Annotated in this window: 25 protein-coding genes and 1 pseudogene; 20 read left to right on the top strand and 6 right to left on the bottom strand. The window is 71.0% G+C overall.

Features of this window, described 5'->3' with window-relative positions; translation table 11 throughout:
* Nucleotides 1-77: 77 nt before the first annotated feature.
* Nucleotides 78-347 carry a hypothetical protein gene (locus tag P9K36_RS12665; protein WP_043757407.1) on the bottom strand — a complete coding sequence of 90 codons (270 nt, stop codon included), beginning with the start codon at nucleotides 345-347 and terminating at the stop codon, nucleotides 78-80.
* An 89-nt stretch (nucleotides 348-436) separates the two neighbouring features.
* Between P9K36_RS12665 and P9K36_RS12660 the strand changes: the two genes are divergently transcribed.
* The 11 genes from P9K36_RS12660 (at nucleotide 437) to P9K36_RS12610 (ending at nucleotide 14,310) form a co-directional block, all read left to right on the top strand.
* Nucleotides 437-610 (top strand): Rmf/CrpP family protein, encoded by a 174-nt coding sequence (locus tag P9K36_RS12660; protein ID WP_164706383.1) that lies wholly within the window; start codon nucleotides 437-439, stop codon nucleotides 608-610.
* A 107-nt stretch (nucleotides 611-717) separates the two neighbouring features.
* Nucleotides 718-1,908 carry a cystathionine beta-lyase gene (metC, locus tag P9K36_RS12655; RefSeq protein ID WP_043757405.1) on the top strand — a complete coding sequence of 397 codons (1,191 nt, stop codon included), beginning with the start codon at nucleotides 718-720 and terminating at the stop codon, nucleotides 1,906-1,908.
* 88 nt (nucleotides 1,909-1,996) lie between these two features.
* Nucleotides 1,997-3,730: a glycosyl transferase gene (locus P9K36_RS12650; RefSeq protein ID WP_043757402.1), complete on the top strand. Its 1,734-nt coding sequence runs from the start codon at nucleotides 1,997-1,999 to the stop codon at nucleotides 3,728-3,730.
* Nucleotides 3,727-4,494, top strand: coding sequence for a glycosyltransferase (locus P9K36_RS12645; RefSeq protein WP_043757399.1), 768 nt, complete (start codon nucleotides 3,727-3,729; stop codon nucleotides 4,492-4,494). The genes P9K36_RS12650 and P9K36_RS12645 overlap by 4 nt, the downstream gene beginning before the upstream one ends.
* Nucleotides 4,488-4,820: a lipid-A-disaccharide synthase N-terminal domain-containing protein gene (locus tag P9K36_RS12640; RefSeq protein ID WP_043349371.1), complete on the top strand. Its 333-nt coding sequence runs from the start codon at nucleotides 4,488-4,490 to the stop codon at nucleotides 4,818-4,820. The genes P9K36_RS12645 and P9K36_RS12640 overlap by 7 nt, the downstream gene beginning before the upstream one ends.
* Entirely contained in the window at nucleotides 4,817-5,419 is a 603-nt protein-coding gene (locus P9K36_RS12635) for a pyridoxamine 5'-phosphate oxidase family protein (RefSeq protein ID WP_043349369.1), read from the top strand. The genes P9K36_RS12640 and P9K36_RS12635 overlap by 4 nt, the downstream gene beginning before the upstream one ends.
* Nucleotides 5,420-5,663: 244 nt before the next feature.
* Nucleotides 5,664-7,355, top strand: coding sequence for a methyl-accepting chemotaxis protein (locus P9K36_RS12630; RefSeq protein WP_043757397.1), 1,692 nt, complete (start codon nucleotides 5,664-5,666; stop codon nucleotides 7,353-7,355).
* A gap of 116 nt (nucleotides 7,356-7,471) precedes the next feature.
* Nucleotides 7,472-8,368 carry an EamA family transporter RarD gene (rarD, locus tag P9K36_RS12625; protein WP_278307131.1) on the top strand — a complete coding sequence of 299 codons (897 nt, stop codon included), beginning with the start codon at nucleotides 7,472-7,474 and terminating at the stop codon, nucleotides 8,366-8,368.
* Between the two features lie 53 nt (nucleotides 8,369-8,421).
* Nucleotides 8,422-10,812 carry a PAS domain-containing hybrid sensor histidine kinase/response regulator gene (locus P9K36_RS12620; RefSeq protein ID WP_043757393.1) on the top strand — a complete coding sequence of 797 codons (2,391 nt, stop codon included), beginning with the start codon at nucleotides 8,422-8,424 and terminating at the stop codon, nucleotides 10,810-10,812.
* A complete protein-coding gene (locus P9K36_RS12615; RefSeq protein WP_043757390.1) occupies nucleotides 10,809-11,090 on the top strand; it encodes a hypothetical protein in 282 nt (93 codons plus the stop codon). The genes P9K36_RS12620 and P9K36_RS12615 overlap by 4 nt, the downstream gene beginning before the upstream one ends.
* An 859-nt stretch (nucleotides 11,091-11,949) precedes the next feature.
* A complete protein-coding gene (locus P9K36_RS12610) occupies nucleotides 11,950-14,310 on the top strand; it encodes an EAL domain-containing protein (protein WP_111473921.1) in 2,361 nt (786 codons plus the stop codon).
* Nucleotides 14,311-14,652: 342 nt separating this feature from the next.
* On the opposite strand, the gene P9K36_RS12605 is transcribed toward P9K36_RS12610, so the two are convergent.
* Both P9K36_RS12605 and P9K36_RS12600 read right to left on the bottom strand, forming a co-directional pair.
* Nucleotides 14,653-14,919 (bottom strand): hypothetical protein, encoded by a 267-nt coding sequence (locus tag P9K36_RS12605; protein ID WP_051044832.1) that lies wholly within the window; start codon nucleotides 14,917-14,919, stop codon nucleotides 14,653-14,655.
* A 118-nt stretch (nucleotides 14,920-15,037) separates the two neighbouring features.
* A complete protein-coding gene (locus P9K36_RS12600; protein ID WP_053609792.1) occupies nucleotides 15,038-16,060 on the bottom strand; it encodes a P1 family peptidase in 1,023 nt (340 codons plus the stop codon).
* Between the two features lie 110 nt (nucleotides 16,061-16,170).
* Between P9K36_RS12600 and P9K36_RS12595 the strand changes: the two genes are divergently transcribed.
* Nucleotides 16,171-17,037, top strand: coding sequence for an NAD(P)-dependent oxidoreductase (locus P9K36_RS12595; protein WP_043352276.1), 867 nt, complete (start codon nucleotides 16,171-16,173; stop codon nucleotides 17,035-17,037).
* Between the two features lie 45 nt (nucleotides 17,038-17,082).
* Here the strand turns inward: P9K36_RS12595 and P9K36_RS12590 are convergent, their stop codons facing one another.
* The gene (locus P9K36_RS12590; RefSeq protein WP_043757384.1) at nucleotides 17,083-17,940 is read right to left on the bottom strand and encodes a S49 family peptidase; all 858 of its coding nucleotides are present in this window, start codon (nucleotides 17,938-17,940) and stop codon (nucleotides 17,083-17,085) included.
* 219 nt (nucleotides 17,941-18,159) lie between these two features.
* Here P9K36_RS12590 and P9K36_RS12585 point away from each other — a divergent pair, with 219 nt between their 5' ends.
* The 8 genes and pseudogenes from P9K36_RS12585 to P9K36_RS12550 all read left to right on the top strand — a co-directional run bounded on the left by P9K36_RS12585 (nucleotide 18,160) and on the right by P9K36_RS12550 (nucleotide 24,359).
* A complete protein-coding gene (locus P9K36_RS12585) occupies nucleotides 18,160-18,477 on the top strand; it encodes a hypothetical protein (RefSeq protein WP_078947154.1) in 318 nt (105 codons plus the stop codon).
* A 187-nt stretch (nucleotides 18,478-18,664) separates the two neighbouring features.
* Nucleotides 18,665-21,427, top strand: a complete 2,763-nt coding sequence (gyrA, locus tag P9K36_RS12580) for a DNA gyrase subunit A (RefSeq protein ID WP_043384503.1) — start codon at nucleotides 18,665-18,667, stop codon at nucleotides 21,425-21,427.
* Between the two features lie 61 nt (nucleotides 21,428-21,488).
* On the top strand, nucleotides 21,489-21,992 hold the full coding sequence (gene coaD, locus P9K36_RS12575; protein WP_043352282.1) for a pantetheine-phosphate adenylyltransferase: 504 nt from the start codon (nucleotides 21,489-21,491) through the stop codon (nucleotides 21,990-21,992).
* 16 nt (nucleotides 21,993-22,008) lie between these two features.
* A complete protein-coding gene (locus P9K36_RS12570; RefSeq protein ID WP_043757382.1) occupies nucleotides 22,009-22,557 on the top strand; it encodes a peptidylprolyl isomerase in 549 nt (182 codons plus the stop codon).
* A gap of 7 nt (nucleotides 22,558-22,564) precedes the next feature.
* A complete protein-coding gene (locus P9K36_RS12565) occupies nucleotides 22,565-23,062 on the top strand; it encodes a hypothetical protein (RefSeq protein ID WP_043757380.1) in 498 nt (165 codons plus the stop codon).
* Between the two features lie 77 nt (nucleotides 23,063-23,139).
* Nucleotides 23,140-23,598 (top strand): peptidylprolyl isomerase, encoded by a 459-nt coding sequence (locus tag P9K36_RS12560; protein ID WP_043352288.1) that lies wholly within the window; start codon nucleotides 23,140-23,142, stop codon nucleotides 23,596-23,598.
* Nucleotides 23,599-23,692: 94 nt separating this feature from the next.
* A complete protein-coding gene (locus P9K36_RS12555; RefSeq protein WP_193376724.1) occupies nucleotides 23,693-24,058 on the top strand; it encodes a type II toxin-antitoxin system RelE/ParE family toxin in 366 nt (121 codons plus the stop codon).
* Nucleotides 24,036-24,359: pseudogene (locus P9K36_RS12550) on the top strand (DNA-binding transcriptional regulator). Before P9K36_RS12555 ends, P9K36_RS12550 begins: the two are co-directional and overlap by 23 nt.
* On the opposite strand, the gene mobA reads toward P9K36_RS12550, so the two are convergent.
* Both mobA and apbC read right to left on the bottom strand, forming a co-directional pair.
* The gene (gene mobA / locus P9K36_RS12545; RefSeq protein ID WP_236952986.1) at nucleotides 24,310-24,900 is read right to left on the bottom strand and encodes a molybdenum cofactor guanylyltransferase MobA; all 591 of its coding nucleotides are present in this window, start codon (nucleotides 24,898-24,900) and stop codon (nucleotides 24,310-24,312) included. The pseudogene P9K36_RS12550 and the gene mobA sit on opposite strands and share 50 nt — an antisense overlap.
* Before the next feature lie 58 nt (nucleotides 24,901-24,958).
* Nucleotides 24,959-26,107 (bottom strand): iron-sulfur cluster carrier protein ApbC, encoded by a 1,149-nt coding sequence (gene apbC, locus P9K36_RS12540; protein WP_043757376.1) that lies wholly within the window; start codon nucleotides 26,105-26,107, stop codon nucleotides 24,959-24,961.
* Nucleotides 26,108-26,231 lie beyond the last annotated feature (124 nt).

The raw sequence follows: 26,231 nt of genomic DNA, 5'->3' as shown, positions 1-26,231 counted from the left end.
CGGACGGCTGCTTCGCGGCCGCCGCCGCGCTCCGGCGCCTCGGGATGCGATCCGGGGCGGGACAGGCGTGACGGTGCTCAGCGGCCCGTCAGGATCGGGTCGCCGCGCATCAGCGCGTGGAGCCGCTCGGTGTCGAACCCGTTCGGGATGCTGGGCACGGCCGGCTTCGGCGCGGGCGGGGCCTTGACCGGAGCCGGGATCGACCCCGTCGCCGACGGCTCGGCCTGGGCGGCGCGGACCACGGGCGCCGGCGCCAGATGGGCGAGCCGATCGGCGCTGACGAGGGCGACGGTCGCCGTCGAGACGAGGACGAGGACGGCGCCGAGGAGGGAACGCAGGATACGCACGCAACGACCCGGGACGCGACTTGAGACGGCAACAGATTTACGGCGCGGCCGTTAACGAAGCCCCACCCTCAAGTCTTCGGGAGGCGATATTGACCAACGTCCAGGCCACCGCGAGCGACAGCCCGTTCATCCAGGGCCGCAACGCGCGCCTCTACGGAAAACCCGTGAGCGAATGCCCCTATCCGGAAGGCTCCCAGGAGCGTGCCGCCTGGATGGAGGCCTACGAGGAGGCCGCCGTCTCCGATTCGCCCGAGACCCCGTGAGCGCGGCAAACACAACGTCTCAGGGCTGCGGAACGCCGCGTCCGGCTTGACCTCGCCGGATGCGGCGCGCTTCGTGCGGTGCACCGCAACGCGATCACCGAGCCTCGATGTCCCTGAAGCCTTCGCCCGACGCCCAGCAGACCTTCGCGCCCGCGACGCGCCTCGTGCATGCGGGCCGCGATCCGGGCGAGCAGCACGGCTTCGTGAACACGCCGATCTATCGGGGCTCGACGGTCCTCTATCCGACCTACGACGCGATCAAGAACCGGCGCGGGCGCTACAATTACGGCACCTCGGCGACGCCCACCATGGACGCGCTGACGACCGCCTGGACGGAACTCGCCGGCGCCGCCGGCACCGTCGTGACGCCCTCGGGCCTCGCGGCGCTCACCGTCGCGCTGATGGCCGCGGTCTCGGCGGGCGACCATCTCCTCGTCACCGATTCCGCCTACCGGCCGACCCGCCAGTTCTGCGACGGCGTGCTGGCGCGCTACGGCGTCGAGGTCACCTATTACGACCCGATCATCGGGGCCGGCATCGCGGACCTGATGCGCCCGAACACCCGGGCCGTGCTGGTCGAGGCCCCCGGCTCGCAGAGCTTCGAGATGCAGGACGTTCCCGCGATCGCCGAGGTCGCGCACGCCCGCGACGCCTGCGTGATCATGGACAACACCTGGGCGACGCCGCTGCTGTTCCCGCCGCATGAGCGCGGGGTCGACATCGCCGTGGAGGCCGGAACCAAGTACCTGAGCGGCGGCTCGGACCTGCTGATCGGCCTGACCTCCGCCAACGCGCGCTACTACCCGGCCGTGCGCCGCACCTTCGACCATTTCGCCATGTGCGCCGGCGCCGAGGACATCTTCCTGGCGCTGCGCGGCCTGCGCACCATGAACCTGCGCCTGCGCGAGCACGGCCGCGCCGGGCTGGAGATGGCCCGATGGTTCCAGGCGCGGCCCGAGGTGCTGCGGGTGCTCCATCCCGGCCTGCCCGAGGATCCCGGCCACGCGATCTGGACGCGCGACTTCGCGGGCGCCTCGGGCCTGTTCGGCGTGATCCTCAAGCCGGTGCCCGAGGTGGCTTTGGCCGCCATGCTGGACGGGCTGCAGCTGTTCGGGATGGGCTTCTCCTGGGGCGGCTTCGAGAGCCTCGTGATCCCGTTCGACTGTGCCGGCTACAGGACCGCCACGAAGTGGGCGCCCGGCGGACCGGCCCTGCGCTTCCATATCGGCCTCGAGGACACCGCCGACCTCAAGGCCGACCTCGATGCCGGCTTCGCGCGCCTGCGGGCCGCCACGTAGGCGGATCGGGGCGCCGACGGCGGGGGGCGACCGGCGACGACGCGGCTGCATTTGACCTTCCCGCCCGATCCTGATTGACCGGCCCGGCATGACCACGAGCCTCTCCGCCGACGGCGCTCCGCGCCTCGCCCCAGTCGACCGGATCGGCCGCGGACTCGACGCGCTGAGCCTCACCCATGGCCGGGCCGTCGCCGCCCTGCTGGCGCTGTGCCTGATCCTGTTCCTGCCGGGCCAGATCTCCCTGCAGCCGATGGATCGGGACGAGCCGCGCTTCGCCCAGGCCTCGAAGCAGATGCTGGAGAGCGGCGACCTCGTGGATATCCGCTTCCAGGGCGAGGCGCGACACAAGAAGCCGGTGGGGATCTACTGGGCCCAGGCCGCCGCCGTGGCGGCCGGCGAGGCGCTGGGCGTGCCCGGGGCCCGCACCCAGATCGCCCTGTACCGCATCCCCTCGCTGATCGGCGCCATCGCCTCGGTGCTGCTCGCCTACTGGGGGGCGCTGGCCTTCTTGCCCCGCCGGCCCGCACTGCTGGCGGCCGCCCTCTACGGCGCCTGCCTGATGCTCTCGGCCGAGGCACACCTCGCCAAGACCGACGCCCTGCTCGCCGCCTGCGCCACCGCGAGCCTCGCCGCACTCGCCCGCGCGTGGCTGGCGCCGCGGGACGGCACACCGACCTCAGGGCCGACCTCCGGATCAACCTTTGCGGCATTCTGGCTCGGGATGGCGGTCGGGATCCTGGTGAAGGGGCCGATGGTGCCGCTCTTCGTCGCGCTGCCGGCGCTCGGCCTGTCGCTTCGGGCGCGATCCGCCCGCTGGCTGCTGCCCCTCCGGCCCTGGCCGGGCCTCGCCCTCACGCTCCTGCTGGTGGCGCCCTGGTTCGCGGCGATCACCTGGAAGAGCGGCGGTGCCTTCTACGCCGAGGCCGTCGGGCACGACATGCTCGGCAAGGTCGGCGGGGCGGCGGAGCGGCACTGGGGGCCACCCGGAGCCTACGCGCTCGTGTTCTTCGCCACCTTCTGGCCCGGGGCGGCCTTCGCGGCCATGAGCCTGCCCTTCGCGTGGCGGGCGCGGCGGGAGCCCGCCGTGGCCTTCCTCATCGCCGCGGTGCTGCCGGCATGGCTGATCTTCGAGGCGGTGCCCACCAAGCTGCCCCACTACGTGCTGCCGCTGATGCCCTGGCTCGCGATCCTCACCGTGCTGGCGTTGTCCCGCGGAGCGCTGGATCCGCGCCTGCGGGGCGCGCGCCTGACGGCCCTGCTGGTGCCGGCGATCCCGGTCGCGCTCAGCCTCGGCCTCTGCCTCGCGGGCTGGCGCCTCGACGCCCACACCATCCCGTGGCCGGCTCTGCCCCTGCTCGCCGCCGCCTGCGCGGTCGCGATCCTGGCCTGGCTCGCCTTCGCGCAGGGATCCGCCGAGCGCGCCCTCGCGCTCGGGGTCCTGGCCTCGGCCCTGCTCGGTCCGGCGGTGCTCGGCGTGGCGCAGCGTTCGCTGCCGGCTTTGAAGGTCTCGCCCCGGCTCGCGGCCCTGCGCGACCGGGTGCCTTGCCCGAACCCACAGGTAGCGAGCCTGGGCTACCGCGAGCCGAGCCTCGTGTTCCTGATCGGCACCGGCCTCGCCCTGCCGCCCGACGGCGCCGCGGCGCGATCCTTCCTGGAAGGCGGCGGCTGCCGCCTGCTCTTCGTGGAATCCCGGGACCGCGACGACTTCAACGCGGCCTGGCCGGTGGGGCGCGGCGCACCCGCCCCCCTGGCGGAGGTCGAGGGTTTCAACCTCAATACCGGCCGCCGGGTCTTCGTGACGGCCTACGCGGTGGCCCCGTGAACGCGAATCCCCATCTCAGCGTCGTCGTGCCGGTCAAGAACGAGGCCGGCAACATCGCGCCCCTGGTGGCCGAGATCGAGGCCGCCTGCGCGGGGCTGGCCTTCGAGCTGATCTACGTGGATGACGGCTCCACCGACGGCACCCCGGCGGCCCTCGCGGCGGCCCGGGCCGGGCGCCCCTGGCTGCGGGCGCTGCGCCACGCCCGGAGCGGCGGCCAGTCGGCGGCGGTGCGCAGCGGCGTTCTCGCGGCCCGCGGCGCGATCGTCGCGACCCTCGATGGCGACGGCCAGAACGATCCGGCCTTCATCCCCGCCCTGCTGGAAGCCCTGGAGGCGGCGGGGCCCGGCGCCGGCCTCGCCCAGGGTCAGCGGCGCGGCCGCAAGGATGGCCCGTTCAAGATGCTCCAGTCCCGGATCGCCAACGGCGTCCGCGGGCGGATCCTCAACGACGCCACCCGCGATACCGGCTGCGGCCTGAAGGTGTTCCGGCGCGCCGTGTATCTCAGGCTGCCGTATTTCGACGCCCTCCACCGGTTCATGCCGGCCCTGGTGGCCCGGGAGGGCTTTTCGGTGGTCCACCGCGACGTGGTCGACCGGCCGCGGATGACGGGGGTGTCCAATTACGGCCTGTTCGACCGCCTCTGGGTCGGGCTCCTCGATCTCGCCGGGGTCTGGTGGCTGATCCGGCGCAAGCGTGCCGATCCGCGGCCCGAGGAGATCGTCGACCCGGCCGGCCAACCCGCAGACCAGGACGTCGGATGCTGATCCAGCTCGCCCACGATCTGCCGGCCTATTTCTACGACGTGTTCGTCACCCGGCTCGACTTCTGGCTGGTCTTCGGCATCGTCGCACAGGTGGTGTTCGGCTCGCGCTTCATCCTGCAATGGATCGCCAGCGAGCGGGCCGGGCGGAGCGTGATGCCGCTGTCGTTCTGGTTCCTGTCGATCCTCGGCGGGCTGATGACCCTGGTCTACGGGTTCGTGCGCCGCGAGCCGGTGATCATCATCGGCCAGGGGCTCTCCACCGGGATCTACCTGCGCAACCTCGCGCTGATCTTCCGCGAGCGGCGGCGGAGGCGCGGCAGCCCATGAGCCGCGCGCCGCTGCCCGCCTATTACGACGACCTGGACGCGACGTTCGCGGCGCTTTGGGGCCATCTGGCGGACGGCGCCGCGCACGGCCGCAGCGGGTTCCACCTGCCGGTGGTGGCGACGCTCGGCGCGGCGGGCGGCCCGCGGCTGCGCACGGTGGTGCTGCGCGCCGCCGACCGGGATGCCGGAACCCTCCGGTTCCACTGCGACCGCCGCTCCGACAAGGCCGCCGAGATCCTGGCGAACCCGGCCTGCGCGCTCACGGCCTACGACGAGGCGACGAAGATCCAGATCCGCATCGAGGGGCGCGCCGCGCTGCACGTCGACGACGCGGTGGCCGAGGCGGCCTGGGCCGGGTCCCGGGCGATGAGCCGGGTCTGTTACGGGAGCGAACCCGGCCCGGGCACGGCCCTGCCGGCGGGGGACGCCTACGCCCTGCCGGACGAGGCCGCGGCCGGGGCGCTGGGACGGCCGCATTTCGCCGCCGTGCTGGTCCGGGTGGAGCGCCTGGATTTCCTCTACCTCGACCGCCGCGGTCACCGGCGGGCCGCCTGGCACCGGTGCGGGTCGGCATGGCAGGGCGGCTGGCTGGCCCCCTGAAAGAGTGCCGCCGCGCGGGGAAGATGTCGCGCGCGCGACGGCCCGCCGGGGCGCACTCGTCCGAACACGCGGAACGTGCCGCGATTCGACGCGCCGACGGTTGAACGCGAAATCAATCCACACGTCCCGGATGAAAGATTGCGCGACAATCCCATTCGATGTCCGATCCGTCCCAAGCCCCGCGTTCGCAATCGACTTCGCCATCCGCTAACACATAAGCAGCGGCAGCGCGGAGTTTTTCCCAGTGCGTCGCCACTTCAAGTTCCCCATTGCCGTCAAGATCGCCTTCGCGTTCGCCTTCATCGCGGTGAATGCGGTCGGCTTTCTATGGTACATCTCCAAACGGATGACCGTGGCCGATGCGGCCTACAGCGCCTATCTCGGCAACGACGCCACGGCGGCCACGATGGCGGCACGCCTCGGACGCGTGGTCTATCAGATGAGCTACGTGGCCTTCCGCACCCTCGGCGAGGCCGATCCGGACGCGTCGGACCGCATCGGCGCCGCGTTCGAGCCCCTTCCGGCCGAAGCCGCACGCCTCCTCGACGGCGTGCGCCGGAACGCCCCGACATTTGACGCTCGGACCGACCGGATCGCGACGCTCCTGGGCACCTACATCGCACTCACCGGCGAGATGTGCGCCATGGCCAAGAAGGGCATGAGCGCCCAGGCCCTGACGCTGGCGCACACGCAGGTGGATCCGCTCCAGAAGACGCTGTTTGCCGCCCTCGACGCCTTCGTGGACGATCTGAGCACGTCGATCCGCACGGGTTCCGCGGCCCTCAGCGCGGACACCCGCACGACCTTGTCCTGGGCGATCAGCCTGTCGGCGGGCGGCATCGCCGCCAGCATCCTGATCGGTGTTCTGGTGGTGCATGTCGGCGTCGCCCGCCCCCTCGGCCGGTTGACGGCCGCTCTGAAAGCCATGTCGGCCGGGCGGCTCGACGCGGAGGTCCCGGAAGCGCGGCGCAGCGACGAGATCGGTGCCATCGGCAGCGCCGTCGCGGGCATCAAGGCCCTCGTCGCGCGGAAGGCCGTCGAGCAGGCAGAGGCCGCGCGGCGGCAGGCCGAGGACGCCGCCGCCGACCGCAGCCGGACCCTCCTGCGGCTCGCCGAGGGCTTCGAGCTGACGGTGGGACGCATCATCGGCTTGGTGTCGGAGTCGATCGCCGCCCTCCAGACCACCGCCCGGACCATGACCGTCACGGCGACGCGGACCGTCGGCGAATCCACGGCGGTCGCGGGTGCCGCCGAGACGGCCGCGCGCGACGTCGGCACGGTGGCGGCCGCCGCCGAGGAACTCGAAACCACCGTGGCGGAGATCGGCCGGCAGATCGGCGGCTCGGCCATCCTCGCTCAGAGCGCCGTCGTCGAAGCGGATCGGACCGCGACCCTCGTGCAGGATCTCAGCGCCGCCGCCGCCAAGGTCGGCGCGGTGGTGGAGCTGATCGGGGCCATCGCGCGTCAGACCAACCTGCTGGCGCTCAACGCCACCATCGAGGCGGCCCGCGCCGGAGCGGCGGGACGGGGCTTCGCGATCGTGGCGAGCGAGGTGAAGGACCTCGCCGCGCAGGCGGCCCAGGCGACGGGCGACGTCTCGGGACAGATCGGCCGCATCCAGGGCGTGACCGATCAGGCGGTCGCGGTGATCGCCGCGATCACCGCACGGATCCGCGAGATCGACGGGGTCGCCGCCAGCGTCGCGGCCTCGGTGACGCAGCAGGAGGCGGCCACCCGGGCGATCGCCCGCAACGTCGTGCAGGCCTCCACCGGCACCCGCGCGGTGACCACCACCATGGCGGCCGTTGCCGCGGCTGCCGGAGAGACCGGGACGGCCGCCGATCGGGTGCAGGCCTGCGCCGCCGCGCTGGCCCGCCAATCCGCGGACCTCGGCGGTGAGGTTCGGCGCTTCCTCGCCACGATCCGCGCGGCGTGAAGACCCGACCGCGACCGCCGGATGGCTGCCCTGCGCGGCACCCCCTGACAGGGACTGGCCCGGCACGCTAAAGCCCGCCGACCCGGCCGCCCATCCGGGTCGACCGGGAGGACGCCGTGGGCCTCGTCTACGCGCTCGCCGCCTATCTGAGCTGGGGCCTCCTGGTTCCGGTGCATTTCCGGATGCTCGGGGCCTACACCCCGTATCATATCCTGGCGGAGCGCATCGTCTGGTCGAGCCTGTTCGCCGGCGCGTTGGCGCTGGTCCTCGCGGCGCGCCACCGCCTGAACCTGCCGTTCCCGCTGCGCAAGCGGCACGCGCTCCTGCTGCTCTCGGCGGCCATGATCGGCGTGAACTGGCTGCTCTACCTCTACGCGGTCAGCAGCGGGCACCTGCTCGACGCGAGCCTCGGCTACTACATCAATCCCCTGGTCAGCGTGGCGTTCGGGCGGGTGGTGCTGGGCGAGCGGCTGCGGCCGGCGCAGGCGCTGGCCATCGGCATCGCCGCGACGGGCGTCGCCGTCGCGGTGGTCTGGGCCGGTGAGCTGCCCCTCATGTCGCTGTCGCTGGCGGTGAGCTTCGCGCTCTACGGGCTCGCCCGGAAGATCGTCGCCGTCGACGCGCTGGTCGGATTCCTGGCCGAGACCCTCCTGCTCCTGCCGGCCGCCATCGTCTGGCTCGTCCTCTCGCCCGAGCCGTTCCTGCCGTCCGCGCCGGGCGACCGCGCGCTCCTGATGCTCACGGGCCTGACCACCGCGCTGCCGCTGATCTGGTTCGCCGCCGCGGCGGTGCGCCTGCGGCTCACCACCCTCGGCCTGCTGCAATACGTGGCGCCCACCTGCCTGCTTCTCCTCAGCGTCCTCGTCTACGGCGAGCACGTCGAGCCGCACCGGGCGCTCATGCTGGCGCTGATCTGGGTGGCGCTCGCGCTCTACACGGTGGACGCCCTGCGGTTTCGCCGCCTGCCGGCCGCGGCGTCGCCGCGGTCGGATCCGGGCGCGATGCGTGTATAAGGAATACTGGTATAGGCCGCCGCTGGGGCGGATGACGGGACAGCGTCGGGTCGATGAGCGAGACTGAGAGCGGCCCAGGATCCGTCACGGATGCCGATTACCGCAACCTCGCCGAGACGCTGCCGCAGCTCGCCTGGATCGCCGAGGCTGACGGCACGATCATCTGGTACAATCAGCGCTGGTACGATTTCACCGGCACGTCCCTCGAGGACATGCGGGGATGGGGCTGGCGCACGGTCCATCACCCGGATCACGTCGAGGCGGTGACCGAGCGCTACCGGGCCGCGATCACCCTGGGCCGGTCCTGGGAGGACACGTTCCCCCTGCGCGGGCGGGACGGGACCTATCGCTGGTTCCTGTCGAAGGCGCTGCCGCACCGGGACGAATCCGGGCGGATCCTGCGCTGGTACGGGACCAACACCGACATCACCGGCCGCCGCGCCATCGAGGAGCGCCTGCGCCATTCCGAGCAGCGGTTCCGGGCGCTGGTCGACGCCTCGGCGGCGGTGATCTGGAACACCAACGCGGCGGGCGAGCTGATGCCGCCGCAGGTCCGCTGGAGCATCTATACCGGCCAGACCGAGGAGGCCTACCAGGGCTGGGGCTGGCTGGATGCCGTCCATCCCGAGGACCGGGGTCACGCGGCCGATGCCTGGGCCGCCTCCGTGGAGGCGCGGGCGCTCTACGAGGTCGAGTACCGGCTGCGCCGCCACGACGGGGCCTGGCGCACCATGGAGGTGCGCGGCGTGCCGGTCCTCGCCGAGGACGGTTCCCTCCGGGAATGGGTCGGCACCTGCGTCGACGTCACCGACCGGAAGGAGGCCGAGGAGGCCGTGGAGCGCGCCCGCCAGGCCGCCGAGGCGGCCAACCGGGCGAAAAGCCAGTTCATCGCCAACATGAGCCACGAGCTGCGCACGCCGCTCTCGGCGGTGATCGGCTATTCCGAGATGCTCGGCGAGGAGCTGGAGGATATCGGCCAGGCCGCCCTCCTGCCCGACCTGCGCAAGATCGAGGCGGCCGCGCGCCACCTGCTGTCGCTGATCAACGACGTCCTCGACATCTCGAAGATCGAGGCCGGCCGCATGACCGCCTCGGCCGAGACCTTCGCGGTGGCGGACCTGCTCCGCGATGTCGGCGATTCCACCGGTTCACTGATGGAGAAGAAGGGCAACCGCTTCGTCCTCGATGCCGGCGAAGGGGCGGGCGCCGATCTCGGGTCCATGCACCAGGATCAGACCAAGATCCGCCAGTGCCTCGTGAACCTGCTCGGCAACGCCGCCAAGTTCACCGAGAAGGGGACGATCACCCTGACGGTGCGGCGGCACCGGGAAGAGGGGGCGGACTGGCTGTCCTTCGCGGTCGCCGATACCGGGATCGGCATGACCGAGACCCAGATCGGGCGGCTGTTCGAGCGCTTCGTCCAGGCCGACGACTCGACCACCCGCCAGTTCGGCGGCACGGGTCTCGGACTCGCCATCACCCGCGCCTTCTGCGAGGCGATGGGCGGCGACATCGGCGTCACCAGCGTTCCGGGGGCGGGGGCGACCTTCACGGTCCGCCTGCCCGCGATCCTGAGCCCCGAGGATGCGCCGACGGCCGAGGCCGAGGCTCTCACGCCGGTGGAGCCGCACGAGGAGCACGAGACGGTGCTGCTGGTCGACGACGATCCGGCCGCCCGGGAGCTGCTCCAGCGCTTCCTGGAGCGCGAGGGCTTCCACGTCCGCAGCGCCAATGACGGCCGCGCCGGCCTGACGCTCGCCCGGGCGCTCCGGCCGCGGGCGATCCTGCTCGACGTCGAGATGCCCCGCATGGACGGCTGGGCGGTGCTTCACGCCGTGCGCAACGATCCCGAACTGGCCGGGACCCCGGTGATCATGACCTCGGTGGTGGCCGAGCAGGGGCTCGGCCAGGCGCTCGGCGCCACCGACTATTTCGTCAAGCCGATCGACTGGGACCGGCTCAAGGGCCTGATGGAGCGCTACCGGCCCGAGGCGCCGAACGAGGCACGGGTCCTCGTGGTGGATGACGATGCGGATGCCCGGGAGCGCCTGCGCCGCTCCCTCGGCCGGGAGGGCTGGACCGTCGACGAGGCGGAGAACGGCCGGATCGCCCTGGAACGCTTCAGCCAGGCCCGGCCGAGCCTGATCCTGCTCGACCTGATGATGCCCGAGATGGACGGGTTCGGCTTCCTGCGGGCGCTCCGCTCGCGGCCCGATGGCGACGTGCCCGTGGTGGTGCTGACCGCCAAGGAGATCACCACCGCCGAGAAGGAGAGCCTGAACCGGCAGGCCGACCGGGTGATCGCCAAGGGCTCCATGAGCCTCGCGGAGATCGGCCGGCAACTGCGCGTCCTCTACGCGCGTTCGGCGAACGAGCCGGTTCCGGGACAGCTTCAGGGCCTGCTCGCGCAGCTCGCGGAGCAGGAGGGCGGAGAGAGACCATGAGCGATTCCGGGATCGATGCGGACAAGGCGGTGTCCATCCGCCTGCGGGCACGGCTGGCGGTGGTGGAGCGGGCGGCGTGGTTCGGCCTCGTCCACGCCATGAAGACGCGGCCGGCCGAGACCGAAGCCTATTTCGCCTCCGAGCGGGCGCGCTGCACGGAGGGGTTCGGCAGCGGGGCCTGGGCCAAGGATCTCACCGACGCCGAGCGCCGGATGCTGGCCGCGGAGGTGGATGCCGGGCTGGCGCAGTTGCTGGAGGAGGCCCGCGCCGAGGTGTGAGACGCCGCCGCCCCCTCGCGGGCGCGGCGAAGTCCTCCGGTTGCGCGACACCGGGAGGCCGCATTCGGTCGTGGTTCGCTTGGCCGCGCGCGAGGACGGCGCGGGCAGCATCGACCGGGATGCCGTGACACTGCCCCGTGCGGGACGACCCGCAGGCGGAAGCAGGATCACGCCTGCGCCGGTCAGCCCCGGAGCAGGGTGGGGACGGCGAAGATCTTTTGTAGATCCGGGCCAATCACACGCCATAGCGCACCGGCGCGATTGGCGTCCCGGCAAGGATCCGGCCCGCGCATCAACGTCGCCGTTCCAGCCGCATGCGCGGCGATCACATCCATCCGACGAATGCCCGACATTCAATACAACGACTAGGCTTAATTACTATAATTTCGGCCAATAAATGCGTTAGATAGCGACAGGAAAAAGAGCCAGGCCGTCGCGAGACTCCATGGTCCGGCCAAACCTGCCGGATCCGGCGCGGCATTCGCTATGTCACAGGCGGCGCGATAGGCCTTCTCACGAAAATTGAGACCGATCATTTCTTCGAGAACAATTCGAGACATCGCGAAGCGCGAAAACATTCTTTCGGCCTTTTACCGACGGTATGGGCGGCTGGCTGTAGTCCTCAGTATTCCGGAACAGCGAATCGGCCGCGTTCACGCCCGGAGCTTCGACGTCGTGGAGACTCGGAGCTCCGGCGGTCGAAACCGGCAGATTTTGACGCCGTTCGGCAAGACATCCGAGCTTGCCCGACACCTTCAATTTTTAGTTGTTACACCCGGCCGTCTGTGGGGGTACGCCCAGAGAATTCTTCACGATGATGATTTAGTTTGCGCACATCTTTGTGGTGCATGATGATCCTATGGATCTCTTCGTCGCAGCCCTTCTGGACAGTCAGGCGGCCGGTTTCGCCCTGGCGGCGATGGTCATCTGCTTTTTCAGTGCGTGGCTGCTCGTCCACTTCATCCGGCAAGCGGAGAGCGCTTCGGCGCGTGTCAGGAGGCGCTGGCAACTCGGAACGGCCGTGGTTGCCGGGACCGGCGTTTGGACCACCCACTTCGTCGCGATGCTCGGGTACCGGACCGACCTCCTTCTGAATTACGAGGCAGCGACGACCCTGGGCTCCGCGGCCGTGGCCATTGTCGCGGTCGGCGGGCCGCTGGCCCTGTCGACGCAATGCGCGCGGACATGGACGCGCGCAGCAGCCGGCGCGGCGGCGGGCTTGGGGATCGGCGGCATGCACCTCATCGGCATGGCCGCGTTGAGGGGCTGCAGCCAAACGCAATCGCCCGACCTCGACATCCTGGCGAGCCTCATCGGCGGCATCTGTATGGCGTTGGCTCGGACCGTGGCGCGACATGCCCGTCCACCGCTCGTCACCCTGTTTCTCATCGTGTCCGCGGTCTGCGGCACGCACTTCATCTCCATCGCCGGCACCACCCTGGTCGGAGCGCGGTCCGATCAGCTCCTGCCGATCATGCAGGTCCAACTCGCTGCCCTCGCCGCGGCGGGCGCCGCCATCCTCCTGCTCGGCACATTGCTCGCCCTGCTGGTTGCCAAGCGCTTCGAGGGGCAGGAGGCCACGCACGCGCGAATCCTGGCGACGACATTGCAGAACATGTCGAACGGGATCCTGAAGGTTTCCGGCGCCGAAGTCGTCGAGTTGTACAACGAGAAACTGTGCACGATGCTCAACCTGCCGCCGGGAAGCATGGCCCGAGGCATGAGCTTATCGACGTTTCTGGATGTGACCGGCCGCGCCAATGCTTGGGACGAAACCCGCATCGCGCGGGTGCTGGCGAATCATCGGACCTGGATGGCCCGGAGCGAGGAGACGCTCGTCGAGCATACGTTCGACGACGGCCGGATCCTGTCCATCGCCTGTCAGCCCATCGACGATGGCGCGGTGCTGACCTTCGACGATGTTTCGCGGGAGAAGCAGGCGCAGCGAGAGATCCTGCACCTCGCCTACCGTGATCCCCTCACGGGTCTGGCGAATCGCCGCTCGCTCATCGAACACATGGCGCTCGTTCATGAGACCGGACAGGCCTTCACGCTCCTGCTGATCGATCTCGATCGGTTCAAGGCGGTCAACGACACGTTCGGTCACGGCGTCGGCGATCGCCTGCTCGTCACCGTTGCCGCGCGCCTTCGCGCCCTAGCGGGCGCGTCAGGGTTCGTGGCGCGCCTGGGCGGCGACGAGATGGCCGTGGTCACACAGGCGGATGCCGATGCAGCGAGCCGCCTGGCCGAAGACATCATCGTGGACGTCGAGAAGCCCTACGCCTTCAACGACCTCACGGTCATGGTCGGTTGCAGCATCGGCTTGAGCGACAACGCGGATCGGTCGAGTCCGGAAGAGCTGCTGCAGCGCGCCGACATCGCTCTGTACGAGGCGAAGCGTCACGGACGAGGACGCGCAGCGCATTACGCATCGGGCATGATGGAGGCCGTCGCCGAGCGCCACACCCTGGAGAACGACATCCGGATCGCCTTGACGGAGGGGCAGTTTCATCTCGCCTACCAGCCCATCATGGCCCTCGCCGATGACGCTGTCGTCGGCTTCGAGGCGCTGATCCGGTGGCAGCATCCGACGCGGGGTCTCGTCGCGCCGGCAAGCTTCATCCCGGTGGCGGAGGAGACGGGGCTGATTGTGCCGATCGGGACCTGGGTGCTGGGCGAGGCGTGCCGCCAAGCCACCCGCTGGCAGCCGCATCAGCATGTCGCCGTGAACGTGTCGGCCGTCCAGTTCCGCTCGCCGATGCTTCTCGCCCACATCACCGCAGCTCTGGCCGAGAGCGGGTTGCCGCCGCACCGATTGGAGATCGAGTTGACGGAGACGGCGCTGGTCGAGGACGGGCGTCAGATCGCCCACACCCTCTCCGCCCTGCGCCAGCTCGGTCTGAAGATCGCGATGGATGATTTCGGGACCGGCTACTCGTCCCTCGCTCACCTGCGCGATCTGCCTCTGGACCGGATCAAGATCGATCGCAGCTTCGTAGCGGCCGCACTGACGGACAACCACTCGATGGCGGTGATCAAGGCGATCACCCAGATGGGCCGCGACATGAACATCCTCACCCTTGCCGAAGGGGTCGAGGATGCGGATCAGCTGGCGCTTCTCAGGCGACTGGGCTGCGATGCCGTCCAGGGCTACCTGATCGGGCGCCCGGAACGACCAGCGTCATCGCCGCCGCCCGCAAGGGCGAGCGGCGCTCTCTGAAGTCGGTCGGACCGTCGGTCCCGCTCGGCTCCTCCGAAGGCGGGCCACCGATCCGCAGAAGATGCCCGAGCCGGCCTCCACGCAGACGCGCCGCCTCGAGACCGAAACGACCGGCCTGAGCGCGGGGACCGGCACCGCCGCCGACATGGCACGCGGGGCGCAAGACACCGGTCCCGCAGTAAGCCCGGGGCTCGGGGCCGCGTCCGAGCCGCCACGCGGGTCCGAGCCTCCCGGCGTCTCGCCAGCGTGCGGTTCCGTTCCGCTCGCCCCGGGGGCACTCCAGTCGGACCCGACGCCGTCGTGCGTCGGCGCCGCCCCGGCGGGCGGCACCGACGCCATCGCTCAGCGGTGGCAGAAGCCCCGCGGGCCGCGGTAGAGGCCGGGCGGGCAGCCGCGGGGCGCGCCGGTCATGGCGCGGCGCATCGCACCACGCGGACCGCGGTTCAGGCGGCAGCCGCCATACGGCCCGCGATGCGCGCCGAACCCGCACCCGCCGCGCACGAGGGTGACCGAGGCGTCGCCGCCGGACAGCGGCGCCACGGGCATCGCCTGGGCGCCGCCGGCGAACAGTGCGACGGACGCGGCGATGATCAGGCCGGTCATTTTCATGAGGACTCCTCCCGTTTGGCACAGGTCGCGGCCCGGCGCGATCCGAGCCACGACACGGCCTTCGGCCGCGCCCTGTAACCCCGGTCCTGCCGCTTCGTTCCGGAGCGGGCATGGCGGATCAGGCGCCGTAGAGGTCGCGCCAGGCCGGCGGAAGCCCCGCACCCGCCAGGGGCGGCGACGGCGCGAGCCCCGGCAGGCTCGTCGCGGCGAACACCCCGCGCGCCACGGTCCGGGCCAGGACCCGCGCGGCGACATCTCCGAGGCGAGCGAGGTCCACCACCGGGTCGGCGAGGGGCACGGCGCCGGTCGCCACGGCGAAGACCAGATCGCCGTCGAGCGGCGTATGGGCCGGCACGAGGGCGCGGGCGAGGCCGTCCTGCGCCGCCACCGCGAGGCGCCGGCACTGCGCCTTGGTCAGCGCCGCGTCGGTCGCCACCACGGCGAGCGTCGTGGCGGCGCCGGGCAGCGCGCGCATCGGGAAGGCGTGGGCTTCGGCGGGAACGTGGGCCGGCGCGCCCAGGCCGCCGAACTCGTCACCCTCCTCGAAGGGCGCGGCCCAGAAATGCGGGCCGTCGCCGACGGTCGCGTTGCCGAAGGCGTTCACGGCGGCGAGGGCCCCGACCCGGAAGTCCGTGCCCGGTACCCGCGTCGAGGCGGATCCGATCCCGCCCTTGAGCCGACCCGTGCGCGCGCCGGTCCCGGCCCCGACGGAGCCCAGGGCGAAGTCCGCGGCCGCAGCCGCGGCGGCCGCGAAGCCCAGTTCGCGGTAGGGCGGGTAGCGCCCCCAGGCCTTGTCGCCGCCGTTGGGCAGATCGAACAGGATCGCGCCGGGAACGATCGGCACCCGCATGCCGCCGACCGGGAAGCCGCGCCCGGCCTCGGCGAGCCACGCCGTCACCCCGGCCGCCGCGTCGAGACCGAAGGCCGAGCCCCCGGACAGGACGAGGGCGTCGATCCGTTCCACGGTGCGTTCGGGATCGAGCAGGTCGGTCTCGCGGGTGCCCGGCCCGCCGCCGCGCACGTCGACGGAGGCGACCACCGGATCATCGAACAGGATCGCCGTGACGCCGCTCGCAAGCCGCAGATCGGTGGCGTGACCGACCCGCAGGCCGGGGATGTCGGTGATGCGATTCTGCAGCATGGGTCGAGCTTGCCACGGCCGGCGATCGGCGCAAATCCGGCCGGGCGCCGTTGACCGCCGCGCGGGGTTACCCAGGTTGGCAGGCGGCAGAGCGCGTCGAGGAGCACGGCATGGACGTTGGATTCATCGGATTGGGGCGGATGGGTCGCGCCATGGCCGCCAACCTCGCGCGGGCGGGTCACACGGTCCGCGCCTGGAACCGCTCGCCCGAGGCCGCGCGCGGCATCGACGGCGTCACCCCGGTGGCGAGCGCCGCCGAAGCCTTCGCCGGCGACGCGGTCATCACCATGCTGGCCGACGACGCGGCGCTCGAAGCCGTGATCGTGGCCGGCGGCCTGCTCGACCGGCCGGAGCGCCCGGGCCTGCACATCGGCATGAGCACGATCTCGGTGGCGCTCGCCCGGCAGCTCGCCGCCGTGCACGAGCGGGCGGGCGTCCCCTACATCGCCGCGCCGGTCTTCGGGCGGCCGGACGTGGCGGAGGCCGGCAAGCTCAACATCGTGACGGCGGGGGCGGCGGCCCTGATCGACCGCGCGGGCCCGCTCCTCGACGCCATGGGTGCCAGGACCTGGCGTTTCGGCGACGACCCGGCGCGGGCGAACGCCGTCAAGCTCGCCGGCAACTTCATGCTGATCTCGGCGATCGAGGCCATGGCGGAGGCCTGTGCCCTCACGGAGGGCCACGGCGTCCCGGGCGCCGACTTCCTCGACCTGATGACCAACACGCTGTTCGCCTCGCCGGTCTACAAGGGCTACGGCGCCTCGATCGCGCAGAACCGCTACGAGCCGCCGGGCTTCCTCCTCAAGCTCGGGGCCAAGGACATGCGGCTCGCCCTCCAGGCCGCCGAGGGCGCGGGGGTGCCGATGCCCTTCGCGAGCGTGCTGCGCGACGGCCTCATCGAGGCGATCAGCCACGGCGACGGCGAGAAGGATCTCGCGGCGCTCGCCCGCGTCTCCGCACGGCGTGCCGGGCGGTAGCGGATCTCCGAAGGGCACCGAAGCGCGAAGCCCTCCGGCCCCGTCTCAGAGCCCGTAACGGGCGAAGGCTGCGCGCTCCGCGACGGCGGCCATCGCCCCCTCGGCGAGTTCGATCCCGCCCGGCGCGCCGCCCCGGCGCAGCAGGCGGGAGACGAGGCCGCCCCGGGCCTCGGCCACGAGGCGCAGGTCGACCGTCTCGCCGAAGCGGGCGCGCATCGCGGTGCGCAGGTCGCCGAGCGCATCGACGAGACCGAGGGGCAGCGCCTGCCGCCCGGTCCAGACCGCGCCGGTGAACAGGTTCTCGGTGCGGGCCAGGGTCGGGCGCCGGGCGGTGACGAGGCCGGTGAACAGGTCCTGCACGTCGGCCTGGATGCGCTTCAGGCGCTCCACGTCGGCGGGATCCTCCGGGCGGAACGGGTCGAGCATCGACTTCGCCTCGCCCTGCGTATGAACGCGACGCTCGACACCGAGCTTCTCCAGCAGGCCATGGAAGCCGAACCCCGACGAGACGACGCCGATGGAGCCGACGATCGAGGTCGGATCGGCGACGATCTCGTCGGCCGCGCAGGCGATCATGTAGCCGCCGGAGGCCGCGACATCCTCCACGAAGGCGATGACCGGCAGACGCTTCTCCTCGGCGAGGGCCCGGATGCGGCGGTGGATCAGGTGCGACTGCGCCGGTGAACCGCCCGGCGAGTTGATCAGCAGCGCCACCGCCTTGACCCCCGGCATCCCGAAGGCCCGCTCGAGGCTGCCCGCCACGCCGCCGATCGAGAGGCCCGGACGGATCGGAGACACCGCCCCGATGGTGCCGGAGAGCCGGACCACGGCGACCCGCGGACGGCGATCCCTGAAGCGGCGCGGCAGGAGGGCGCGGACGGAGTCGGGGAACGCGAACGCCATGGGAGTCTTACGCGGCTCGTCGAAGGACCGGGCGGGGGACGGCCCGGATGCGCCTGTCCGGAAACTGGGCGCTTTGCCGCCGCACGCAAGGGCGGCGCATCTGCGCAGTCAGAACGGATCGAACCGTTTGCCGACCTTGGCCGTTTCCGGCGACGGCGCGAGCCTCGTGCCGGCCCGGATCCGCTGGACTCGGACGGGTGCTCACACGGGAGAGAAACGATGCGACCCTGGCCAATCCTGGTCCTCCTCGCCGCCCTGCTCGGCGGGCTGGCGAGTGCGCCTGCGCGCGCGGCGCCCCTGCCGGTCCCGGCGAGCGCCGAGGCCGCAGCGCCCGCCCCCGCCGTGCAGCAGGCCCGCTGGCACTACCGGCGCCACTGGCACCGGCACCATCATTGGCGCCGCCACTGGCATCATCGCCGCCACCATTGGCACCGCCGTCACCATTGGCACCGGCACCACCATTTCCGCCGTCACTGGCACCGCCACCACGTCTGGCACGGCCGCCGTTTCGGTCCCCGGCACGTGACGTTCTACTGAGCGAAGCCCTCCGCGTCCCTGCCCGATCCGGCCGGGACGCGGCCTCGCGGGCGACCTTGCGGGCGGCCTCGGAAAACCTTATTTAACCGTCTGATATCACTGCTCTTCCGTAAGGCCGTTGCGGCGCATCGCGCGCCGCCTGGCCGCCGCGAGCACCGCCCGTCCGGGCCTCAGAACGGAAATCGACTTGGCCGAGAACGATCCGACTGGCGCCGCCCCGCCCGCCAGCGACATCCGCCCCGTCTCCATCACCGACGAGATGCGCCGCTCCTACCTCGATTACGCGATGAGCGTGATCGTGAGCCGGGCGCTTCCCGACGCCCGGGACGGTCTCAAGCCGGTCCACCGGCGCATCCTCTACTCCGCCTTCGAATCCGGGCACCTGCCCGAGCGGAAATACGTCAAGTCGGCGCGCATCGTCGGCGACGTGATCGGTCTCTACCACCCGCACGGCGACCAATCGATCTACGACGCCCTCGTGCGGATGGCGCAGGACTTCTCCATGCGCCTCATGCTCATCGACGGGCAGGGCAATTTCGGCTCGGTGGACGGCGATCCGCCGGCCGCCATGCGCTACACCGAATCGCGGCTGGCCAAGCCCGCCACCGCACTGCTTACCGACATCGACAAGAACACCGTCGATTTCGGACCGAACTACGACGAGTCGCGCGAGGAGCCGACCGTCCTCCCGGCCCGCTTCCCGAATCTCCTCGTCAACGGCGCCGGCGGCATCGCGGTCGGCATGGCCACCAACATCCCGCCGCACAATCTCGGCGAGCTGATCGACGCCTGCGTGGCCCTGATCGACGATCCGGGCCTGACCATCGAGCAGCTCACCGAGATCGTGCCCGGCCCGGACTTCCCCACCGGCGGCATGATCCTCGGCCGCGCCGGCACGCGCCAGGCCTACGCGACGGGGCGCGGCTCGGTGATCATGCGCGCCAAGTCGCATGTCGAGGAGCTGCGCAAGGAGCGCGAGGCGCTGATCTTCACCGAGATCCCGTATCAGGTGAACAAGGCGACGCTCGTCGAGAAGATTGCCGAGCTGGTGAAGGAAAAGCGCGTCGAGGGCATCTCGGACCTGCGCGACGAATCCGACCGGACGGGCATGCGCATCGTCGTCGAGATCAAGCGCGACGCCATGGCCGACGTGGTGCTGAACCAGCTCTATCGGTTCACGCCGCTGCAATCCTCCTTCGGCTGCAACATGGTGGCGCTGAATGGCGGCCGCCCCGAGCTGATGAACCTGAAGGACCTGCTCGAGGCCTTCGTGGATTTCCGCGAGGAGGTCGTCTCCCGCCGGACCAAGTTCCTCCTCGGCAAGGCCCGCGAGCGGGCGCACGTCTTGTGCGGCCTCGCCATCGCGGTGGCCAACATCGACGAGGTGATCCGCCTGATCCGGACCTCGCCGGACCCGAACACGGCCCGCGAGGCCCTGATGGGCCGCGACTGGCCGGCCCACGACATCGCGCCGCTGATCGCCCTGGTGGACGATCCGCGCCACCGGGTCGCCGAGGACGGCACCTACCGCCTGTCCGAGACCCAGGCCCGCGCCATCCTCGACCTGCGCCTTCAGCGCCTTACGGCTCTGGGCCGCGACGAGGTGGGCGACGAGTTGAAGACGCTCGCCGACGAGATCGCCGACTATCTCGACATCCTGCGCTCGCGGGTGCGCATCCAGACCATCGTGAAGCAGGAGCTGATCGAGGTCCGCGAGCAATTCGCTACCCCGCGCCGGACCGAGATCGTCGACTTCGACGGCAGCGTCGAGGACGAGGACCTGATCGCCCGCGAGGACATGGTGGTGACCGTGTCGCATGCCGGCTACGTCAAGCGCGTGCCGCTCTCGACCTACCGGGCCCAGCGCCGCGGCGGCAAGGGCCGCTCCGGCATGGCGACCCGCGACGAGGATTTCGTCACCCGCCTGTTCGTGGCCAACACCCACACGCCGGTGCTGTTCTTCTCCAGCCAGGGCCAGGCCTACAAGGAGAAGGTCTGGCGCCTGCCGATGGCCGCCCCGAACGCCCGCGGCAAGGCGCTGGTGAACATCCTGCAGCTGCAGGACACCTCCGAGCGCATCACCACGATCATGCCGCTGCCCGAGGACGAGGCGTCCTGGGAGACGCTGGACGTGATGTTCGCGACCGCGAGCGGAAACGTCCGGCGCAACAAGCTGTCGGACTTCACCACGGTGAACCGCAACGGCAAGATCGCCATGAAGCTCGATCCGGGCGACCACATCGTCCATGTCGAGATCTGCCGTCCGGACCAGAACGTGCTGCTGACCACGGCGCTCGGCCAGTGCATCCGCTTCCCCGTCGAGGACGTGCGCGTCTTCAAGGGCCGCGATTCGACCGGCGTGCGCGGCATCCAGCTCGCCAAGGACGACCGGGTCATCTCGATGACGATCCTGAACGCCTTCGACGCCACCGCGGAGGAGCGGGCCGGCTACCTGAAGATGCGTCGCGCCGTGACCGGCGAGGCGGAGGAGAACGGCGAGGCGGAGGCCGAGGACGGCGCCGAGGCCGCGGCGATCTCGCTGGACCGCTACAACGAGATGGGGGCGGCCGAGCAATACGTGCTCACCCTGTCGGAGCGGGGCTACGGCAAGCGCTCCTCGTCGTTCGAATACCGGACCTCGGGACGCGGCGGAAAGGGCATCACGGCGATGCGGGTCAATGCCCGCAACGGCAGCCTCGTGGCGTCCTTCCCGGTGGAGGCCTCGGACCAGATCATGCTGGTCACCGATGGCGGCCAGCTGATCCGCGTGCCGGTGGACGACATCCGCATCGTCGGCCGCGCCTCGCAGGGCGTGACGGTGTTCAACACCGCCAAGGACGAGAAGGTCGTCTCGGTGGAGCATATCGAGGGCGAGGACGAAACCAACGGCGAAGCCGGGCAGGAGCCCGGCATCGAGGGCAGCATCGAGGGCGGTCCCGAGGAGGCATGAGGCTCCGGCCGTCCCGCCCCGAGGTTCCGTCCCGCGCAAAAATGCTCTAGGTCGGGTCGCGATGACCCGCACCGCCCTCTATGCCGGCTCGTTCGACCCGGTCACGAACGGCCATCTCGACGTGGTCCGCCAAGCCTGCCGGCTGGTGGACCGCCTCGTGATCGCCATCGGCGTGCATCCCGGCAAGGCGCCGCTGTTCTCCGCCGAGGAGCGGGCGGCGCTCCTGACCGAGACCTGCGGGCCGGTGGCGCAGGAGGAGGGCGCGACGCTGGAGATCGTGACCTTCAACGATCTCGCCGTCTCGGCCGCCCGGCGCTGCGGTGCCGCGCTGTTCATCCGCGGCCTGCGCGACGGCACCGACCTCGACTACGAGATGCAGCTCGCCGGCATGAACGGCGCCATGGCGCCGGAGGTGCAGACCGTGTTCCTGCCGGCCTCGATCCAGGTGCGCCCGATCACCGCGACGCTGGTGCGCCAGATCGCCGGCATGGGGGGCGACGTCTCGCCCTTCGTGCCCGCCGCCGTGGCCGCGCGCCTCCGGCAGCGCTTCGCCGCCCATTCCTGAGACTGGAAGGACTTCGATGAACCGACGCCACGCCCTCCTCGCGCTCGCCCTCACGCTCGGCACGGCCCCGGCGGCCTGGGCTGCCGACGCCAACACCGTCTACCTCCAGACCAAGGACGGGCGGATCACCATCGAGCTGCGGCCGGACCTGGCGCCCAAGCACGTCAAGCAGATCAAGACGCTGGTCTCGCAGGGCTTCTACAACGGCCTCAAGTTCCACCGGGTGATCGACGGCTTCATGGCCCAGACCGGCGATCCGAAGGGCAACGGCACCGGCGGCTCCAGCCTGCCGAACATCCCGGCGGAATTCACGCAATCGGCCCAGTTCCGCCGCGGCACCGTGGGCATGGCCCGCTCGCAGGATCCGAACTCGGCGAACTCGCAGTTCTTCATCTGCCTCGGCGACGCGGCGTTCCTGAACGGCCAGTACACGATCGTCGGCAACGTCACGGACGGGCTCGACGTGCTCGACAAGATCAAGAAGGCCGCCCCCGGCGCGCCCGGGGGCGCCGTGCAGGACCCCGACAAGATCGTCAGCATGACCCTCGCCGAGAAGGCCAAGTAGCGGCCGCATGCCGGGTCGGCGCGCCGCCTCGCTCCTCTTGGTGAGCTTGATCCCGGCGGCCGCCGCGGCCTATGACGGCGCCCCCTTCTACGGCTACGCCGACGAGCCGGGGGGCGGCTATCCGCTGAGCCTACCCCAGACCCTGCGCGCGACGATCGCGGTGCCGGTGTCGCGGATGGCGACGCGGCCCGCCGACACCCTGGCCGAGCTCTATCCGGCGCTCGCCGCCTGCTGGCAGGCGCCGGGCGGCCTCGCCCGCCCGGGCGACGGGGCCGGCGATATCGAGATCACCGTGCGGCTCGCGCTGCGGCGCGACGGGAGCCTGATCGGCCCGCCGCGCGTCACATACGCGGCGGGCACCGCGGGCGATCAGCGGACCGCTCTGGTGCGCGGCACCCTCGACGCCCTGGCGCGCTGCACCCCGGTCCACATCACGGCGGGCCTGGGCCGGGCCATCGCGGGCCGGCCGGTGGCGCTCCGCTTCGTCTACCGCCCGCCGGCCTGAGGGCCGTCGCACCCGTTACGGGCGCTGGCCGGATCCGGCGCGCGCCGATACAGTTCCCCCAACCGGAAGGAAAGACTATGGCCGACAACGAGACCATCGTACTGGAGACCACCAAGGGCCGCGTCGTCATCGCGCTGCGTCCCGACCTCGCCCCGGGCCATGTCGAGCGGATCAAGACGCTCGCCGCCCAGGGCTTCTACGACGGCGTGCCGTTCCACCGGGTGATCGACGGGTTCATGGCCCAGACGGGCGACCCGACGGGCACCGGCTCGGGCGGTTCGGACCTGCCGGACCTGAAGGCCGAGTTCAACGCCGAGCCGCACGTGCGCGGCACCTGCTCCATGGCGCGGACCAACTTCCCGCACTCGGCGAACTCGCAGTTCTTCATCTGCTTCGACGACGCCCGCTTCCTCGACAAGCAGTACACGGTGTGGGGCAAGGTCGTGGAAGGCATGGACGTGGTCGACACGATCAACAAGGGCGAGCCGCCGCGCTCGCCGGACAAGATCGTGAAGGCGACCGTCGGCGCCGCCTGATCGTCCCTCACCCGCGCGCCCCGCAAGGCGCGCGGGTGAGCCCCGCGCAAGACCCGGATGCCAGCCTCGCGCGGTGTCCGAGTCCGATACCGGAATGCGCACCTTCAAGCCGGCCTGGTTTGCCAAGGCGACACGAAAGGCCGGCATTGCCGACCGGGAATTGTGCGCGGCAATCAAAGACGTCGTGAAGGGCCAAGCCGACAACCGGGGCGGCGGTGTCTTCAAGAAGCGCCTGAACCGGAACCGACACCGGAGCATCATCCTGACCAAGGTCGGCTCCTATTGGCTGTCTCAGTACCTCTTCGCCAAGAAAGATCGCGCCAACATCGATGACGATGAGCTGAGAGCCTTCCGTCAGCTAGCCAAGGCACTTGAGAAGACTTCGGAGGCGGATATCGCCCGCCTCGTCTCGACCGGGCACATCACGGAGATCTGCGATGGTGGGGAAGCGGACATTTAAAAGTGACGCCCTCGAGTCGATTCACGCGACCGCCGCAGCCCTCCATGAGGCTGGTGTGACCGACATGGCGACGATGCGCTGATTCGACGAAGCATGCCTCACCGCGCCGCCCGCGATCGAGCCAGCTCAGATCAAGCGGCTTCGCGAAAGCCTCAACGTGAGTCAGCCGGTCTTCGCCCGCTATCTCAACACGAGCGAGAGCACGGTCGAGAAGTGGGAGACGGGCGCCAAGAAGCCCAGCGGCATGGCGCTCAAGCTCCTGACGATCGTCCAGAAACATGGCCTTCAGATCCTGACCTGAGTCCGAGCGCTTCCGCCGCGGCCAGATCCTCTGGCGTGTTGACGTTAAGGAACGGGTCCACCGGCTCGACCGGCCAGGACGCCACCGCTGCGCCATGGCGGTCGATGAAGGCGCCGACGCGGCGCTCGCCGCGCCCCAGATAGTCCCGCAGGTCGTCGCGCAGAATCGTTGGCCAGAGGGCGATCGTGAAGTGCCGCCGCGCGCCCGAGGCCGCCAGGGCAATGCCCGATTCAGGGCCGGCCGCGCATAGCCGCGCCACCAGATCCTCCGGCAGGAAGGGCGCGTCGCCCGACACGCTCACCACCCGCGCCATCCCATGTCCTGCGGCGTGTTCCAGCCCGGCGAGGATGCCGGCGAGCGGGCCCGGCTGATCCGGCAGCGGATCCGGCAGGACCGGCCCGGGAAACCCGGAAAACCGGGCCGGGTCGCCGTTGGCGCTGAGGGCGAGCCCCGCCCCGCATTGCGGCCCGAGCCGTTCGACCACCCGCTCCAGCAGGGTCCGCCCGTCGAGGCGCAGCAGCGGCTTGTCGCCCCCGCCCATCCGCCGCGCCTGCCCGCCGGCCAGGATCAGGCCCAGGACCGGAGGGGCGGGCACGGTCTCACTCGAAGACGATCTTCGGCGCCGTCCGCCCGGCCGGCGCACCGGACAGGTTCGCCCAGAGCTGGGCGGCGATCTCCCGATAGACCTTCGCGTGCGGCCCGTCCGGGTCGGTGGCCACCACGGGCCGGCCGGAATCCGAGGTCTCCCGGATGGTCATGTCGAGGGGCACCTCGCCGAGGAACGGCACGCCGAGACGCTGCGCCTCGATGCGCGCGCCACCATGTCCGAAGATGTGCGAGGCGTGGCCGCAATTCGGGCAGACGAAGGTCGCCATGTTCTCGATCACGCCGAGGATCGGCACCGCGACCTTCTTGAACATGGTGACGCCGCGCCGGGCATCGATCAGCGCGAGGTCCTGGGGTGTGGAGACGATCACGGCGCCCGAGAGCGGCGTCGCCTGCGCCATGGTGAGCTGCGCGTCACCGGTACCGGGCGGCATGTCGACGAAGAGCACGTCGAGTTCGCCCCAGAGCACGTCCCGCAGCATCTGGGTGATGGCCGACTGGACCATCGGGCCGCGCCAGATCATGGCCGTCTCGGGCTCGATCAGGAAGCCGATCGACATGACCTTGAGCCCGTAGCCGACCATCGGCTCCATGGCCTTGTTGTCCACGACGGTGGGCTTGCCCGAGAGGCCGAACAGCTTGGGCACCGACGGGCCGTAGATGTCGGCGTCGAGGAGGCCGACCTTCAGCCCCTGGGCCTGGAGCGCCAGGGCGAGGTTGCAGGCGGTGGTGGACTTGCCGACGCCGCCCTTGCCGGAGGCCACCGCCACGATGTGGCGCACGCCCGCGATCTGCGGACCCTGGTTCGGCGGCGCGCCGGGCCGCGGCGGGGCGACCGGCGGCGGCGTCACGGGGCGCGGGGCGGCGCTGCTCTGCGCCGGATGGCTCTGGCTCCGCTCGGAGGTGAGGCTCGCGAACACGCCCGAGACGCCCGGCATCTGCAGGACGCGCCCTTCCGCCTGCCGCCGCACCGGCTCGAACCGCTCGGCCTCGCTGGGATCGACCAGGATCGAGAACATCACCCGGTTGTTCGGATCGACCACGACCTGGGAGAGCCGGCCGGAGCCCGGCAGGGTGGTGCCGGCGGCATCGACGGTGACGCTGGCGAGCGCCTTCAGCACGTCGTCGCGGGTAATCGCCAAGATGTCCTCCAGCGGGCAAACAAGTATGCCCGTGCATGTAACCGAGCGGGCCGAGAACACCAGACCCCGCGTCCTCAATCGACGACCGGCCCGATCGCCTGCGTCCCGACGCCCGTCCCGGCCG

The sequence above is a fragment of the Methylobacterium sp. 391_Methyba4 genome (assembly GCF_029691625.1).
In the GTDB taxonomy this organism is placed as follows: Bacteria; Pseudomonadota; Alphaproteobacteria; order Rhizobiales; family Beijerinckiaceae; genus Methylobacterium; species Methylobacterium fujisawaense.
This window is presented reverse-complemented; position numbering and strand designations above follow the sequence as displayed.